9 protein-coding genes and 3 rRNA genes are annotated in these 15,356 nt (G+C 66.2%); 7 read left to right on the top strand and 5 right to left on the bottom strand.

All coding sequences use genetic code 11. The annotated features are described in order from the left end of the window. Positions 1–41 precede the first annotated feature (41 nt). Entirely contained in the window at positions 42–2,561 is a 2,520-nt protein-coding gene (locus ACFSZT_RS00060; protein WP_377393829.1) for a DEAD/DEAH box helicase, read from the top strand. A gap of 343 nt (positions 2,562–2,904) precedes the next feature. Further along, the gene (locus tag ACFSZT_RS00055; RefSeq protein ID WP_377393831.1) at positions 2,905–4,086 is read left to right on the top strand and encodes a Cmx/CmrA family chloramphenicol efflux MFS transporter; all 1,182 of its coding nucleotides are present in this window, start codon (positions 2,905–2,907) and stop codon (positions 4,084–4,086) included. A gap of 50 nt (positions 4,087–4,136) precedes the next feature. Here the strand turns inward: ACFSZT_RS00055 and ACFSZT_RS00050 are convergent, their stop codons facing one another. The 4 genes from ACFSZT_RS00050 to ACFSZT_RS00035 all read right to left on the bottom strand — a co-directional run bounded on the left by ACFSZT_RS00050 (position 4,137) and on the right by ACFSZT_RS00035 (position 8,111). After that, entirely contained in the window at positions 4,137–5,003 is an 867-nt protein-coding gene (locus ACFSZT_RS00050; RefSeq protein ID WP_377393833.1) for an aldehyde dehydrogenase family protein, read from the bottom strand. After that, positions 4,996–6,429, bottom strand: a complete 1,434-nt coding sequence (locus ACFSZT_RS00045; RefSeq protein WP_377393835.1) for an aldehyde dehydrogenase family protein — start codon at positions 6,427–6,429, stop codon at positions 4,996–4,998. Before ACFSZT_RS00045 ends, ACFSZT_RS00050 begins: the two co-directional genes overlap by 8 nt. A gap of 1 nt (position 6,430) precedes the next feature. Continuing rightward, entirely contained in the window at positions 6,431–7,384 is a 954-nt protein-coding gene (gene deoC, locus ACFSZT_RS00040) for a deoxyribose-phosphate aldolase (protein ID WP_377393837.1), read from the bottom strand. Positions 7,385–7,451: 67 nt separating this feature from the next. Next, positions 7,452–8,111 carry a DUF1707 SHOCT-like domain-containing protein gene (locus tag ACFSZT_RS00035; RefSeq protein ID WP_377393839.1) on the bottom strand — a complete coding sequence of 220 codons (660 nt, stop codon included), beginning with the start codon at positions 8,109–8,111 and terminating at the stop codon, positions 7,452–7,454. Between the two features lie 79 nt (positions 8,112–8,190). Here ACFSZT_RS00035 and upp point away from each other — a divergent pair, with 79 nt between their 5' ends. Next, on the top strand, positions 8,191–8,814 hold the full coding sequence (gene upp / locus ACFSZT_RS00030; RefSeq protein WP_377393841.1) for a uracil phosphoribosyltransferase: 624 nt from the start codon (positions 8,191–8,193) through the stop codon (positions 8,812–8,814). Between the two features lie 4 nt (positions 8,815–8,818). Here the strand turns inward: upp and ACFSZT_RS00025 are convergent, their stop codons facing one another. Next, positions 8,819–9,409 (bottom strand): TetR/AcrR family transcriptional regulator, encoded by a 591-nt coding sequence (locus ACFSZT_RS00025; RefSeq protein WP_377393843.1) that lies wholly within the window; start codon positions 9,407–9,409, stop codon positions 8,819–8,821. Positions 9,410–9,501: 92 nt separating this feature from the next. On the opposite strand from ACFSZT_RS00025, the gene ACFSZT_RS00020 reads away from it, so the two are divergent. From ACFSZT_RS00020 to rrf, 4 genes are all read left to right on the top strand, one after another. Then, on the top strand, positions 9,502–9,897 hold the full coding sequence (locus tag ACFSZT_RS00020; protein ID WP_377393845.1) for a MerR family transcriptional regulator: 396 nt from the start codon (positions 9,502–9,504) through the stop codon (positions 9,895–9,897). A 377-nt stretch (positions 9,898–10,274) separates the two neighbouring features. After that, positions 10,275–11,798, top strand: a 16S ribosomal RNA gene (locus tag ACFSZT_RS00015). A 227-nt stretch (positions 11,799–12,025) separates the two neighbouring features. Continuing rightward, positions 12,026–15,158 (top strand): 23S ribosomal RNA (locus ACFSZT_RS00010). 93 nt (positions 15,159–15,251) lie between these two features. After that, positions 15,252–15,356 (top strand): 5S ribosomal RNA (gene rrf, locus ACFSZT_RS00005); the annotation flags it as partial.

The following is a 15,356-nucleotide window of genomic DNA, read 5'->3' as shown; positions in this document are numbered from 1 at the left end:
CCCTCACCACCCGGAGCCGGGATGACACGATCTAGGCCACGATGACTGACTTGCTCACCGACCTCCTGCCCGCCGACCCCGACCCGGACGCGCTGTTCGACGCGTTCACCAGCTGGACCACGCAGCGGGGACTCGAGCTGTACCCGGCTCAGGAGGAGGCGCTGATCGAGGTCGTCTCGGGCGCCAACGTGATCCTCTCGACGCCCACCGGCTCGGGCAAGAGCCTCGTCGCGGTCGGCGCCCACTTCGCCGCGCTTGCCCACGGCCGCAAGAGCTACTACACAGCGCCGATCAAGGCGCTGGTGTCGGAGAAGTTCTTCTCGCTCGTCGACATCTTCGGCGCGGACAACGTCGGCATGATGACCGGCGACTCCAGCGTCAACCCGGACGCGCCGATCATCTGCTGCACGGCGGAAATCCTGGCGAACATCGCATTGCGATCCGGTGCCGAGGCCGGTCCGGACATCGTCGGGCAGGTCGTCGCCGACGAGTTCCACTTCTACTCCGAACCCGACCGCGGCTGGGCGTGGCAGGTGCCGCTCATCGAGCTGCCGAACGCCCAGTTCGTGCTGATGTCGGCCACGCTCGGTGACGTCACGTTCTTCGAGAAGGACCTCACGCGCCGCACCGGACGGCCGACCGCCGTGGTCACCTCCGCGCAACGACCGGTGCCGCTGACGTTCCGGTACGCGCTCACGCCGATGCACGAGACGGTGTCCGAGCTCCTCGCTGGCGGCCAGGCACCGGTGTATGTCGTGCACTTCTCGCAGGCCGCCGCGGTGGAACGCGCGCAGGCGCTGATGAGCATCAACGTCACCACCCGCGCGGAGAAGGAGGCGATCGCCGAGGCGATCGGCGACTTCCGGTTCTCCGCGGGGTTCGGCAAGACACTGTCGCGGCTGGTGCGGCACGGCATCGGGGTGCACCACGCCGGGATGCTGCCGAAGTACCGGCGGCTGGTGGAACAGCTCGCCCAGGCCGGGTTGCTGAAGCTGATCTGCGGGACGGACACGCTCGGCGTCGGCATCAACGTGCCCATCCGCACGGTCGTGCTGTCGGCGCTGACGAAGTTCGACGGCACCCGCCAGCGGCACCTCAAGGCGCGCGAGTTCCACCAGATCGCCGGCCGGGCGGGACGCGCGGGCTACGACACCGACGGCTACGTGGTGGTGCAGGCGCCCGACCACGTCATCGAGAACGCCAAGGCGCTGGAGAAGGCGGGCGACGATCCGAAGAAGAAGCGCAAGATCGTCCGCAAGAAGGCGCCCGAGGGTTTCGTCAACTGGACCGAGAGCACGTTCGACAAGCTCGTCGCGGCCGAACCGGAGCCGCTGACGTCGAGCTTCAAGGTCACGCATTCGATGCTGCTCAACGTGATCTCGCGGCCGGGCAACGCCTTCGAGCACATGCGCCACCTGCTGGAGGACAACCACGAGGACCGGCCCGCGCAGCGCAAGCACATCCTGCGCGCGATCGCGATCTACCGCGCCCTGCTGGCGGCCGGTGTGGTGGAGCAGCTCGGCGAACCCGACGAGCAGGGTCGCATTGTCCGGCTCACGGTGGACCTCCAGTTCGACTTCGCGCTCAACCAGCCACTGTCGCCGCTGGCACTGGCGGCCATCGAACTCCTCGACCCGGACTCGCCGACCTACGCCCTCGACGTGGTGTCCATTGTGGAATCCACAGTGGACGATCCGAAGCAGGTGCTCGCACAGCAGCAGTTCAAGGCGCGCAACGAGGCCATCGCCGAGATGAAGGCCGAGGGCATCGAGTACGACGAGCGGATGGCGCTGCTCGAGGACGTCACCTACCCCAAGCCGCTGGAGGATCTGCTCGAGGCGGCGTACTCGCGCTACCGGCAGGGGCATCCGTGGGTGGCCGACTACCAGCTGTCGCCGAAGTCGGTGGTGCGCGACATGTACGAGCGCGCGATGAACTTCGTCGAGTACATCGGCCACTACGGCCTCGCCCGCTCCGAGGGTGTGCTGTTGCGCTACCTCGCCGACACCTACGACACCCTGCGTCGCACGGTGCCCGATGACGCCAAGACCGAGCCGCTGCAGGATCTCATCGAGTGGCTCGGCGAGCTGGTGCGCCAGGTCGACTCGAGTCTGCTGGACGAGTGGGAGGCGCTGCGGCATCCGGAGGAGGCCGGCGAGCGGCCGCACGGTGTGCCCGAGGGACCGCCGCCGGTGACCCGCAACGAGCGCGCGTTCCGGGTGCTCGTGCGCAACGAGATGTTCCGGCGGGTCGAGCTGGCCGCCCGCGAGGCCTACGAGGAGCTCGGCGAGCTCGACGCCGCCTCCGGGTGGGACGCCGAGGCGTGGGAGGACGCGCTGGAGGGCTACTTCGCGGAGTACGACGAGATCCGCACCGGCGCCGACGCCCGCGGCCCGGCGATGCTCATCATCGAGCAGGAGCCGGAGCTGTGGCGGGTGCGGCAGATCTTCGACGACCCGGCGGGCGACCGCGACTGGGGCATCAGCGCCGAGGTCGACCTCGCCGCCTCCGACGAAGCCGGCTACGCCGTCATCCGCATCACGGACGTCAACCAGCTCTGACGCCCGCCCGGGGAGCCGTGTCTGCTGTTCCGGTCACCGTGTCTGCTGTTCCCGTAGCTGTGCCACGGCGGCGCTCGTCCGGTGTCGCGGCGCGGGCTCGTGCCGACCCTGCCCGAGCAAACCTGTTGCGCGCTGCCGGCTCGGTATGGGTACGGTGCAACACATGTCGAGCCCGGAAGCGGACACGGTGGGGGCTTTCGGTCCCGCCGTCAGCCCCCTGAACCGCTGAGTTCCTCACCTCTCCGCCCGTCGCCGGCCGCGCGGGCGTTCGCTCAGACATCCCCGGGGCGCTGACCGCGGTGACGAGACGTCCGTTGCTCGTTCCCTCGCCTCGGAGTTCTCGATGCCTCGTGCGCTCTACCTGCTCGCCCTGGCCGTCTTCGCCATGGGCACCTCGGAATTCATGCTCGCCGGCCTGGTGCCGGACATCGCCGCCGGCCTCGACGTCACGGTCGGCACCGCCGGGATGCTGACCTCGGCCTTCGCGGTCGGGATGGTCGTCGGTGCGCCGACCATGGCCGCACTATCCCGGCGGTGGCCGCCGCGGCCAGTCCTCGTCGGCTGTGTGCTCGTCTTCACCTTCTCCCACGTCGCCGGAGCGATCACCCCGACGTTCGCCGTCCTCTTCGGAGCCCGAGTGATCGCGGCGCTGGCCAACGCCGGGTTCCTGGCGGTCGCGCTGAGCACGGCGACCGGCCTTGTCGCGCCCGACCAGAAGGGCCGGGCATTGGCGATCCTGCTCTCGGGCACGACGATCGCCACGGTTGCCGGCGTGCCGGCCGGCGCACTCCTGGGCACCGCACTCGGCTGGCGCGCCACGTTCTGGGCGATTGCGCTGCTGTGCGTTCCCGCCGCGCTCGGCATCGTGCGAGGCATTCCGCGCCGAGCCGAGCGGACCTCGCCGGACGTGGGCGCCGAGCCGTCCTTGCGATCGGAACTCGCTCAGCTCGCCTCGCCCCGGGCGCTCGTGGTCATGCTGCTCGCCGCCCTGGTCAATGCCGGAACGTTCGCCGTCTTCACCTTCCTGGCACCGATCGTCACCGGCACGGCCGGTCTGAGCCAATGGTGGGTGCCGCCGGCGCTGGTGCTCTTCGGGGTCGGATCTTTCATCGGCGTCACCACCGCGGGACGCCTCTCCGACCAGCGGCCCGGCGCCACCATCGCGGTGGGTGGGCCCCTCCTGCTGCTCGGGTGGGCTGCCCTGGCGCTGCTCGCCGAGCATCCCGTGGCGCTGCTCGGCCCGGTGTTCAGCCAGGGCGCCCTGGCCTTCGCCGTGGGAAGCACCTTGATCGCCCTGGTGCTCTACGCGGCTGCCGGTGCCCCGACCATGGGTGGTTCGTACGCGACCGCGGCACTCAACATCGGAGCGACCGTCGGCCCCGCTCTGGGTGCATCGGCCCTGACCACCGCGGCCGGCAACCAGGGCCCGGTGTGGGTCGCCGTCGTGCTGACGGCGATCGCACTGGCGATGGCGCTGCTGGTGATCCGCACGATCGTTGCCCGCTCTCCCGAGGTCGCCGGCTGACTCGCCCGACGCCCGGCCCGCCCAAAAGCATCGGCGGCCGGCGCACGGCCCTACACACCCATCGGATGCCAGACCGTCTTGGGCTCCAGATACCGGCGCAGCCGGGTGATGTCGGGCCGCCGGGTCCAGTCGGGCTCGTCGTCGGGCACGGCCAGCACCCGCTTGACGGTGCCTGCCGCCGCGCGCTCGATGTCCACCCGCGTCTCGGCGCTCGCGCCCGTCGGGTCGAGGGCGTTGACGTCGCCGTGCGAGGCCAGCCACGGACCGAGCTCGGCCGCCCGGCCGGTCAGCACGTTCGCCACGCCGGCGGGGAGGTCGGAGGTCGCCAGCACCTCCGACAAGGTGATCGCGGGCAGCGGGCGCTCCGCGCTGCTCACCACCACGGCCGTGCACCCGGTCGCGAGCACCGGCGCGAGAACGCTCACCAGTCCGAGCAGTGACGACGACTGCGGCGCCAGCACGCCCACGACGCCGGTCGGTTCGGGCACGGTGAACGAGAAGTACGGACCCGCCACGGGGTTGGCCGCGCCGAGCACGGTCGCGATCTTGTCGGTCCACCCGGCGTACCACACCCACCGGTCGACGGCGGTGTCCACAAGAGACTGCGCCTTGCGCGCGGGGATGCCCTCGGATGCGGCCACCTCGGCGGCGAACTGCTCGCGCCTGCCCTCCATCATCTCCGCGACGCGGTAGAGCACCTGGCCGCGGTTGTACGCCGTGGCACCGGACCAGCCGCCGAAGGCCTTCCGCGCCGCCACCACGGCGTCGCGGACATCCTTGCGGGAGGCGTGCGCGGCGTTCGCGAGGAACCCTCCCTTGGCGTCGGTCACCGGATACGTGCGACCGGACTCCGAACGCGGGAACTTCCCTCCGATGTAGAGCTTGTACGTCTTGGCGACGGTGACCCTGTCAGACATGAAGGTAGGCCTCCAGACCGGCCCGGCCGCCTTCGCGTCCGAAGCCTGATTCCTGGTAGCCGCCGAACGGAGCGGCGGGATCGAAGCGGTTGAACGTGTTGGCCCACACCACGCCCGAGCGCAGCTGGTTGGCCATCCACAGGATCCGCGAGCCCTTCTCGGTCCAGATGCCCGCGGACAGGCCGTACGGCGTGTTGTTGGCCTTCGCCACGGCTTCGGCAGGCGTGCGGAAGGTCAGCACGGACAGCACCGGGCCGAAGATCTCCTCGCGCGCGATCCGCATGGACTGCTCGACACCGGAGAACACCGTCGGCGCGAAGAAGAACCCCCGGTCCGGCAGCGGGCACGGGCTCGTCCATCGGGTGGCGCCCTCGGCCTCGCCGGAGTCGGCGAGTTCCTGGATCTTCGCGAGCTGCTCGGCGGAGTTGATGGCTCCGATGTCGGTGTTCTTGTCCAGCGGGTCGCCCAGTCGCAGCGTCGACACCCGGTACCGCAGCTTCTCCAGCAGTTCGTCCACAACGGACTCCTGCGCGAGCAGCCGCGAACCGGCGCAGCACACGTGGCCCTGGTTGTAAAAGATGCCGTTGACGATGCCCTCGACGGCCTGGTCCAGCGGCGCGTCGTCGAAGACGATGTTCGCCGCCTTGCCGCCCAGCTCCAGCGTGAGCCGCTTGCGGGTGCCCGCCACCGCGCGCTGGATCTCCTTGCCGACCTCCGTGGAGCCGGTGAACGCGATCTTGTCCACGCCCGGGTGGTTCACGATCTCGGCGCCGATGTCCCCGGCGCCCGGCACGATGTTCACCACGCCCGGTGGCAGGTCGGCCTGCTGGCAGATCTCGGCGAACACCAGCGCCGTCAGCGGCGTGGTCTCGGCGGGTTTGAGCACCACGGTGTTGCCCGTCGCCAGCGCTGGCGCGATCTTCCACGCCAGCATCAGCAGCGGGAAGTTCCACGGGATGATCTGCCCGGCGACGCCCAGCGGCTGCGGGTCAGGGCCATAGCCGGCGTAGTCGAGCTTGTCCGCCCAGCCCGCGTGATAGAAGAAGTGCGCGGCCACGGTCGGCAGGTCGGAGTCGCGCGACTCCTTGATCGGCTTGCCGTTGTCCAGCGTCTCCAGCACCGCGAGCTCCCGCGAGCGCTCCTGGATCAGCCGTGCGATGCGGAACAGGTACTTGGCCCGCTCGGAGCCGGGCATCGGGCGCCAGGTCTTCTCGTAGGCGCGCCGCGCGGCCTTCACCGCGGTGTCCACATCGGAGGCGGACGCCGTACCGACCTCCGCCAGCACCTCCTCGGTGGCCGGGTTGATCGTCTTCAGCGGCTCGCCGGAGCCGTCGACGAACTCGCCGCCGATGAACGGCCGGTAGCTTGGTTTGAGGTTCGCGAGGTCGCGCGATTCGGGCGCGGGGGCGTATTCCCACACACTCATGTCAGTCCACCGCCACGTAGTCGGGGCCGCTGTAGTGGCCGTCGAGCTGGGTGCGCCGCTGCAGCAGCAGGTCGCCGAGCAGGCTGGAGGCGCCGAACCGGAACAACGCGGGCGTGAGCCATTCGGGCCCGGCGACCTCGTGCACGGCGACGAGGTAGCGGATCGCGTCCTTCGTGGTCCGGATACCGCCCGCGGGTTTGACGCCGCGCAGCTCCCCGGTGGTGGTGTACCAGTCGCGCACGGCCTGCAGCATCACGTGGGTCACGGGCAACGTCGCCGCGGGCGAGATCTTGCCGGTCGAGGTCTTGATGAAGTCCCCGCCCGCCAGCAGGGCGAGCCACGACGCCCGCCGCACGTTGTCGTAGGTGGCCAGTTCGCCGGTCTCCAGGATGACCTTGAGGTGCGCGTCTCCGCACGCCGCCTTGACCGCCTGGATCTCCTCGAACACCTGCCCGTAGCGGCCTTCCAGGAACGCCCCGCGGTCGATCACCATGTCGACCTCGGTGGCGCCAGCGTTCACCGCGAGCTGTACGTCGGCCAGCTTGACCTCCCGGCTCGACCGGCCGGACGGGAACGCCGTCGCCACGCTGGCCACGCCGACGCCCGTGCCCGCCAACGCCTCGACCGCGGTGGCGGCGAGATCCGGGTAGACGCACACGGCCGCGACCTGTGGGGTGTCGGGGCGTTCCGGGTCGGGGCGGCGGGCCTTGGCGGCCAGCGCCCGCACCTTCCCGTGCGTGTCGGCGCCCTCGAGCGTCGTCAGGTCGACCATGGAGATCGCGGTGTCGATCGCCCACAGTTTCGAGGCCTTCTTGATGCTGCGGGTGCCCAGGCTCGCCGCCCGTTGTTCGACGCCGACCTGATCCACCCCCGGCAGGCCGTGGAGGAACCGGCGCAGGCTCGTCTCGTCGCGGGTGGCGTCGGAGAGCTCGGCCGGCAAGGTAGCTGTTGCCATGGGGTGAGCGTAGCCGGGCGGTGCCGGCCGGTGGCCGCGTCGCGGCACGTCCCGCGGCGGGCAGGTGCTACTCGATCTGCTTCTTCGTGGTGCGCGGGACCCGGCGCACCTCGACGCCGCCCCAGAAGGCGAGTCCGTTCACCCGCAGCACCGGCGCGCCCGGCGGCACGGCGTCCTCATCGGCGGCGCTCTTCTTGGTCTTGGTCTCGAACGCCCCCATCACGCCGATGCCGGTCACCTCGACGTGGATGTCGTCCGGCACGGTGATGTCGATCCCGCCCATGATGGCCACCGCGGTGATCGTGCAGTGCTTCTCGGCGAACCGCGCGTCCCGCAGGTCGAGCTCGACCCCGCCCCAGAACGCGACGCTGTTGTGCTGCCTGGGCACCACCCAGCGGCCCTTGCGCGTCACGCCCGACATGATCGCGACCGACGTCGCCGACCCGGGCGTGCCGCCGATCCGGGTCTCGGGCAGGTTCGGCTGCGGCTGCTGGACGGGCAGGTGCTGGGCCGTCGGCAGGGTGAGGGTGCCGGGCAGGTCGGCGACCACCGGGTCGAGCTCACCGAGGGTCTTGGCGGCGTAGACGGTGCTCAGCCGCTCCTCGAGCTCGGACATCGTGATCCGGCCTTCGCCCATGGCGCTGTGCAGCAGCTGTGCCACCCGCTCGCGGTCGGCGTCGGACGCTCGCAGCTGCTTCGGATCGGGCACCCCAGGCTGTTCCGTCACGCATCCACCCTAGCGAGAGGGCCTCCCTTTTTCCTCACCTTCGACCGGCCGGGAGACCGAGTCGTTAGGGTGTCCGACCATGGACGTCCTCGTCGTCGATCACCCGCTCGCGCGAGCCCGGCTCTCCACCATGCGGGACGCCCGCACCGACAGTGCGGCGTTCCGGGCGGCGTTGCACGAGCTGACCGTCATGCTGGTCTACGAGGCCATGCGCGGGGCGCCGCTGGTGACCGAACGGATCCACACGCCCGTCGCCCGCACCGACGGCTATCGGCTGGCCGAGCCGCCGCTGTTGGTGCCGGTGCTGCGGGCCGGTCTCGGGATGGCCGACCAGGCCCACAAGCTCATCCCGGACGCCCAGATGGGCTTCGTCGGACTCGCCCGCGACGAGGAGACGCTGCGGCCCACTCCTTACATGGAGTCGCTGCCGCCGTCGCTGGCCGACCGTCCCGTGTTCGTGCTCGACCCGATGCTCGCCACCGGCGGTTCGATGGAGTACACGATCCGCCTGCTCACGGGCCGGGGCGCCACCGACGTGACCGCCGTGTGCGCGCTCGCCGCGCCGGAAGGGCTGAAGCACCTCGAGGACGCCGGGCTGCCCGTGCGCGTGGTCACCGCGAGCGTCGACGAGCGGCTCAACGACTCCGGGTTCATCGTGCCGGGGCTCGGTGACGCGGGCGACCGCCAGTACGGAGCCGTCTGAGCGGTCACCGGAGCCAGCCGGACGCGGTCGCCCGCACCGACGGCTCGAAGGTCCGGCAGAAGTCAACGCCCTGCGGCACGGTCGGATTCAGTTCGAGCGACACCAGGCCGTGCGCGCAGCCCCAGCAGCTGACGGCGATCACGTCGGCCGGCACGTCCACCAGCACCCCGCGCGAGATGCCGTCGGCCACGACGTCCCACAGCGGTTCGAGCGCGCTCATGGCCTGCTTGCGGGTGTCGTCGTCCGGTTCGAACCCGGGCACGGCTGCCGCGAACATCGCCGAGTAGCGGTGCGGGTCCTCCAGCGCCGCCTCGCGGTAGGCCAGGCAGAGCCCGACGATGTCGGCAACCACCTCACCCGTGCGCCGCACCGCCCGCAGCCGCGCCGCGAAGCGTCGGAACCCCTCGCCGTAAAGGGCGTTGACGAGGTCGGACTTGCCGCCGAACAGCGAGTACACCGCCGTGGTCGACGTCCCCACGTCGGCGGCCAGCCTGCGCAGGCTCAGCGCCCGCACCCCCTCGGTCGCAAGGAGCTCGCCCGCGCGGTGGAGCAGCCGCAGGCGCAGGGTCTCGTCGTGGGTCTTCGGCCGTGGCATGGCGGGCACCCTAGCGGGACGTCGTTACAAAACCCGAGCACGGCCGTTCTCGCCGTTGACCTGGAGCGCGCTCCACGTCCTACGTTCGGCTCATGAGCTATTCGATAGCGCAAGTCGCCCGCCGCACCGGGCTGTCCGTCGACACCCTGCGGTACTACGAGCGCATCCGGTTGCTCGACCCGCCCGCGCGGGACCAGGCGGGTAGACGTGTCTATTCGGACGCCGATCTCGCGTGGCTCCGCTTCCTCACCAGGCTGCGTACCGCCGGCATGCCGATCCGGCGCATGCGCGAGTACGCACGCCTGCGCGGGCGCGGCCCGGCGAGCGCGCCGCGGCGGAAGGCGATGCTCGTGGAACAACGCGGTGTCGTCACCCGGCGGATCGCGGAGCTGCGGGACTGTCTGGAGGTCCTCGACCACGAGATCGGCGCCCACGACGAGGTGTCGGGAACCGGGTACCGCCAGGGCGCAGGCCGGCTCGGAGCCTGATCCCCGCGCCTCGCCCCGAAAACCGCGACTGACCTGGGGTTTCAGGTTAAGGGGACCCCCCTGTTCAGGGGGTGATCAAGGGTGTGTAATCTTTTCTTCGTCGCCAGGGAGACCGGGCCGCGGGAAACCGAAAGGGGAACCGAGGCAAGGGAAACCAGGCGGGGGAGAAATCCCCTGGGCCAGAGTGCTGCCCCCTGACTCGAGTCGAGAGATTGGTGTTAGGATGGTTAGCGCCCTGGTCGGGCGACGGAGACAACAGTTGCGTGTTGTTTGAGAACTCAACAGTGTGTTTGTGAGCTTGTAGTCTTGTTGTTTGTGTGACCCTGTTTTGGGTTTCTTTGAGGCTATTTTTGTAGCTGGGTTTTCTCTTTGATGCATTGTTGGAGAGTTTGATCCTGGCTCAGGACGAACGCTGGCGGCGTGCTTAACACATGCAAGTCGAACGCTGAAGCTCAGCTTGCTGGGTGGATGAGTGGCGAACGGGTGAGTAACACGTGGGTAATCTGCCCTGTACTCTGGGATAAGCCTGGGAAACTGGGTCTAATACCGGATAGGACCATGTCACGCATGTGGTGTGGTGGAAAGTTTTGGCGGTACAGGTTGAGCCCGCGGCCTATCAGCTTGTTGGTGGGGTGATGGCCTACCAAGGCGGTGACGGGTAGCCGGCCTGAGAGGGCGACCGGCCACACTGGGACTGAGACACGGCCCAGACTCCTACGGGAGGCAGCAGTGGGGAATATTGCACAATGGGCGGAAGCCTGATGCAGCGACGCCGCGTGAGGGATGACGGCCTTCGGGTTGTAAACCTCTTTCGCCAGGGACGAAGCGTAAGTGACGGTACCTGGAGAAGAAGCACCGGCTAACTACGTGCCAGCAGCCGCGGTAATACGTAGGGTGCGAGCGTTGTCCGGAATTATTGGGCGTAAAGAGCTCGTAGGCGGTGTGTCACGTCGGCCGTGAAAACCTCAGGCTTAACTTGGGGCTTGCGGTCGATACGGGCATCACTTGAGTTCGGTAGGGGAGACTGGAATTCCTGGTGTAGCGGTGGAATGCGCAGATATCAGGAGGAACACCGGTGGCGAAGGCGGGTCTCTGGGCCGATACTGACGCTGAGGAGCGAAAGCGTGGGGAGCGAACAGGATTAGATACCCTGGTAGTCCACGCTGTAAACGTTGGGCGCTAGGTGTGGGGTGCTGTCCACGTATCCCGTGCCGTAGCTAACGCATTAAGCGCCCCGCCTGGGGAGTACGGCCGCAAGGCTAAAACTCAAAGGAATTGACGGGGGCCCGCACAAGCGGCGGAGCATGTGGATTAATTCGATGCAACGCGAAGAACCTTACCTGGGCTTGACATGCACTGGACGCATCCAGAGATGGGTGTTCCCTTGTGGCTGGTGTACAGGTGGTGCATGGCTGTCGTCAGCTCGTGTCGTGAGATGTTGGGTTAAGTCCCGCAACGAGCGCAACCCTTGTCCTATGTTGCCAGCGGGTAATGCCGGGGACTCGTGGGAGACTGCCGGGGTCAACTCGGAGGAAGGTGGGGATGACGTCAAGTCATCATGCCCCTTATGTCCAGGGCTTCACACATGCTACAATGGCCGGTACAGAGGGCTGCGATACCGTGAGGTGGAGCGAATCCCTTAAAGCTGGTCTCAGTTCGGATCGTAGTCTGCAACTCGACTACGTGAAGTCGGAGTCGCTAGTAATCGCAGATCAGCAACGCTGCGGTGAATACGTTCCCGGGCCTTGTACACACCGCCCGTCACGTCACGAAAGTCGGTAACACCCGAAGCCCACGGCCCAACCCCTTGTGGGAGGGAGTGGTCGAAGGTGGGACTGGCGATTGGGACGAAGTCGTAACAAGGTAGCCGTACCGGAAGGTGCGGCTGGATCACCTCCTTTCTAAGGAGCTTTTCACGTCTCATGCCGGCGCTGGGTTGTGGTCTGGTGTTGGTGTGGGGGTGGCCGGATGGAATGCCCGTGTGTGGTGTTGTCCGGTTGCTCGAGGAATTTGTGGACCGACAAGACTGCGTTGAGAGCTGTGAACACACTGTTGGGTCCTGAGGCAGCACGTGGTGTTGTTTCGGTGTGGTGTTTGAGAATTGTAGAGTGGGTGCGAGCATCTTTGTGGTCAAGTTGTGTAGGGCACATGGTGGATGTCTGGGCACCAGGGGCCGATGAAGGACGTGGGAGGCTGCGATAAGCCTCGGGGAGCTGTCAACCGAGCTGTGATCCGAGGGTGTCCGAATGGGGTAACCCGGCACCCGTGATGGGGTGTCACCCGCGCCTGAATGTATAGGGCGTGTGGAGGGAACGCGGGGAAGTGAAACATCTCAGTACCCGTAGGAAGAGAAAACAATTGTGATTCCGTGAGTAGTGGCGAGCGAAAGCGGAGGAGGCTAAACCGTGCGCATGTCAAGCTGTCAGGTGTTGTGTGTGCGGGGTTGTGAGACCTGCCTGGAGGGAGCTGACACTCTCTCGGATGCGCGCCATGGTTAGCGGAACAGTCTGGGATGGCTGGCCGGAGTGGGTGAGAGTCCCGTACGCGAAAGCTGTGGTGGTGTGTCTTGGTGGTGTTCTCGAGTAGCAGCGAGCTCGTGGAATTTGCTGTGAATCTGCCGGGACCACCCGGTAAGCCTAAATACTTCCTGGTGACCGATAGCGGACGAGTACCGTGAGGGAAAGATGAAAAGTACCCCGGGAGGGGAGTGAAAGAGTACCTGAAACCGTGTGCCTGCAAGCCGTCAGAGCCTTTGGGTGATGGCGTGCCTTTTGAAGAATGAGCCTGCGAGTTCGTGCTGCGTGGCGAGGTTAACCCGTGGGGGGTAGCCGTAGCGAAAGCGAGTCTGAAGAGGGCGTGTAGTTGCGTGGTCGAGACCCGAAGCGGGGTGATCTACCCATGGCCAGGGTGAAGCGCCGGTAAGACGGTGTGGAGGCCCGAACCCACCAGGGTTGAAAACCTGGGGGATGAGTTGTGGGTAGGGGTGAAAGGCCAATCAAACTCCGTGATAGCTGGTTCTCCCCGAAATGCATTTAGGTGCAGCGTCGCGTGTTTCATCATGGGGGTAGAGCTACTGGATGGCCTAGGGGCCTTACCGGGTTACCGAAGTCAACCAAACTCCGAATACTGTGATGTGAGAGCGCGGCAGTGAGACGGCGGGGGATAAGCTTCGTCGTCGAGAGGGAAACAGCCCAGAACACCAGCTAAGGCCCCTAAGTGTGTGCTCAGTGGGAAAGGATGTGGAGTCGCTGAGACAACCAGGAGGTTGGCTTAGAAGCAGCCATCCTTGAAAGAGTGCGTAATAGCTCACTGGTCAAGTGGTTCTGCGCCGACAATGTAGCGGGGCTTAAGCACACCGCCGAAGCTGTGTCGTCCACACATAACATCGGCTCCAGGGTTTTGTCTCTGGTGTCTAGTGGTGTGGGTGGGTAGGGGAGCGTCCTGCATCCAGGGAAGCGGCGAGGTGACTCAGTCGTGGAGGGTGTGGGAGTGAGAATGCAGGCATGAGTAGCGAATGCAGAGTGAGAATCTCTGCCGCCGGATGACCAAGGGTTCCTGGGCCAGGTTGTTCCGCCCAGGGTAAGTCGGGACCTAAGGCGAGGCCGTCAGGCGTAGTCGATGGACAACGGGTTGATATTCCCGTACCCGCGTGTGTGCGTCCCTGGCGAGGCAGGGGAGACTAACCACCCGAAGCCACACTGACGGCCCTTTCGGGGGTTGTGGTGTGGTGGAGCGTGGGACCTGATCCTGTAGTAGTCAAGCGATGGGGTGACGCAGGAAGGTAGCCCCGCCAGTCAGTGGTGATACTGGTGTAAGCGTGTGGCCCGTTCGATAGGTAAATCCGTCGGACTGACCTTTGAGGTCGAGGGTGAGGCGTGATGCATAGCCGTTGTGGCGAAGTAGGGTGATCCTCTGCTGCCGAGAAAAGCCTCTAGCGAGTGCGCGCGTGGCCCGTACCCCAAACCGACACAGGTGGTCAGGTAGAGAATACCAAGGCGATCGGGTGAACTGTGGTTAAGGAACTCGGCAAATTGCCCCCGTAACTTCGGGAGAAGGGGGGCCAAAGCACCTGAAGCCCTGCGCGGGCTAGGGTGGGTTGGCCGCAGAGACCAGCGGAAAGCGACTGTTTACTAAAAACACAGGTCCATGCGAAGACGCAAGTCGAGGTATATGGACTGACGCCTGCCCGGTGCTGGAACGTTAAGAGGACCGGTTAACCCCTTTCGGGGGGTGAAGCTGAGAATTTAAGCGCCAGTAAACGGCGGTGGTAACTATAACCATCCTAAGGTAGCGAAATTCCTTGTCGGGTAAGTTCCGACCTGCACGAATGGCGTAACGACTTTCCGGCTGTCTCAACCACAGGCCCGGCGAAATTGCACTACGAGTAAAGATGCTCGTTTCGCGCGGCAGGACGGAAAGACCCCGGGACCTTTACTACAGCTTGGTATTGGTTTTCGGTTCGGCTTGTGTAGGATAGGTGGGAGACTGTGAAGCGGCCACGCCAGTGGTTGTGGAGTCGTTGTTGAAATACCACTCTGGTCGTGCTGGGAATCTAACTTCGGACCGTGATCCGGTTCAGGGACAGTGCCTGGTGGGTAGTTTAACTGGGGCGGTTGCCTCCTAAAGGGTAACGGAGGCGCCCAAAGGTTCCCTCAGCCTGGTTGGCAATCAGGTGTTGAGTGTAAGTGCACAAGGGAGCTTGACTGTGAGACTGACGGGTCGAGCAGGTGCGAAAGCAGGGACTAGTGATCCGGCACCTCCTGGTGGAAGGGGTGTCGCTCAACGGATAAAAGGTACCCCGGGGATAACAGGCTGATCTTGCCCAAGAGTCCATATCGACGGCATGGTTTGGCACCTCGATGTCGGCTCGTCGCATCCTGGGGCCGGAGTAGGTCCCAAGGGTTGGGCTGTTCGCCCATTAAAGCGGCACGCGAGCTGGGTTTAGAACGTCGTGAGACAGTTCGGTCCCTATCCGCCGCGCGCGTAGGAGACTTGAGGAAGGCTGTCCCTAGTACGAGAGGACCGGGACGGACGAACCTCTGGTATGCCAGTTGTTCCGCCAGGGGCATGGCTGGTTGGCTACGTTCGGAAGGGATAACCGCTGAAGGCATCTAAGCGGGAAGCCTGTTCCAAGATGAGGTCTCCCACCCCTTGTTGTGGGTTAAGGCCCCCAGTAGACCACTGGGTTGATAGGCCAGACATGGACGCACGGTAACGTGTTTTTGAGTGGACTGGTACTAATCGGCCGAGGACTTGCCCACGAAGATGCTGCGCACCCACTCTACGATTCTGAAACACCACACCGAGCCCCGCCTAGGGGCAGCAACAACAGTCGGTGTGTTGTTTCGTAGTGTTTCGGTGGTGATAGCGGTGGGGACACGCCCGGTCCCATTCCGAACCCGGAAGCTAAGCCCACCAGCGCCGATGGTACTGCACCCGAAGGGGTGTGGGAGAGTAGG

This window comes from Prauserella oleivorans (assembly GCF_042685745.1).
GTDB lineage: Bacteria > Actinomycetota > Actinomycetes > Mycobacteriales > Pseudonocardiaceae > Prauserella_A > Prauserella_A oleivorans.
This window is presented reverse-complemented; position numbering and strand designations above follow the sequence as displayed.

Coding starts and splice junctions, on each gene's coding strand:
- ACFSZT_RS00060 (WP_377393829.1), top strand. CDS start 42: ATGACTGACTTGCTCACCGACCTCCTGCCCGCCGACCCCGACCCGGAC.
- ACFSZT_RS00055 (WP_377393831.1), top strand. CDS start 2,905: ATGCCTCGTGCGCTCTACCTGCTCGCCCTGGCCGTCTTCGCCATGGGC.
- ACFSZT_RS00050 (WP_377393833.1), bottom strand. CDS start 5,003: ATGTCTGACAGGGTCACCGTCGCCAAGACGTACAAGCTCTACATCGGA.
- ACFSZT_RS00045 (WP_377393835.1), bottom strand. CDS start 6,429: ATGAGTGTGTGGGAATACGCCCCCGCGCCCGAATCGCGCGACCTCGCG.
- deoC (WP_377393837.1), bottom strand. CDS start 7,384: ATGGCAACAGCTACCTTGCCGGCCGAGCTCTCCGACGCCACCCGCGAC.
- upp (WP_377393841.1), top strand. CDS start 8,191: ATGGACGTCCTCGTCGTCGATCACCCGCTCGCGCGAGCCCGGCTCTCC.
- ACFSZT_RS00025 (WP_377393843.1), bottom strand. CDS start 9,409: ATGCCACGGCCGAAGACCCACGACGAGACCCTGCGCCTGCGGCTGCTC.
- ACFSZT_RS00020 (WP_377393845.1), top strand. CDS start 9,502: ATGAGCTATTCGATAGCGCAAGTCGCCCGCCGCACCGGGCTGTCCGTC.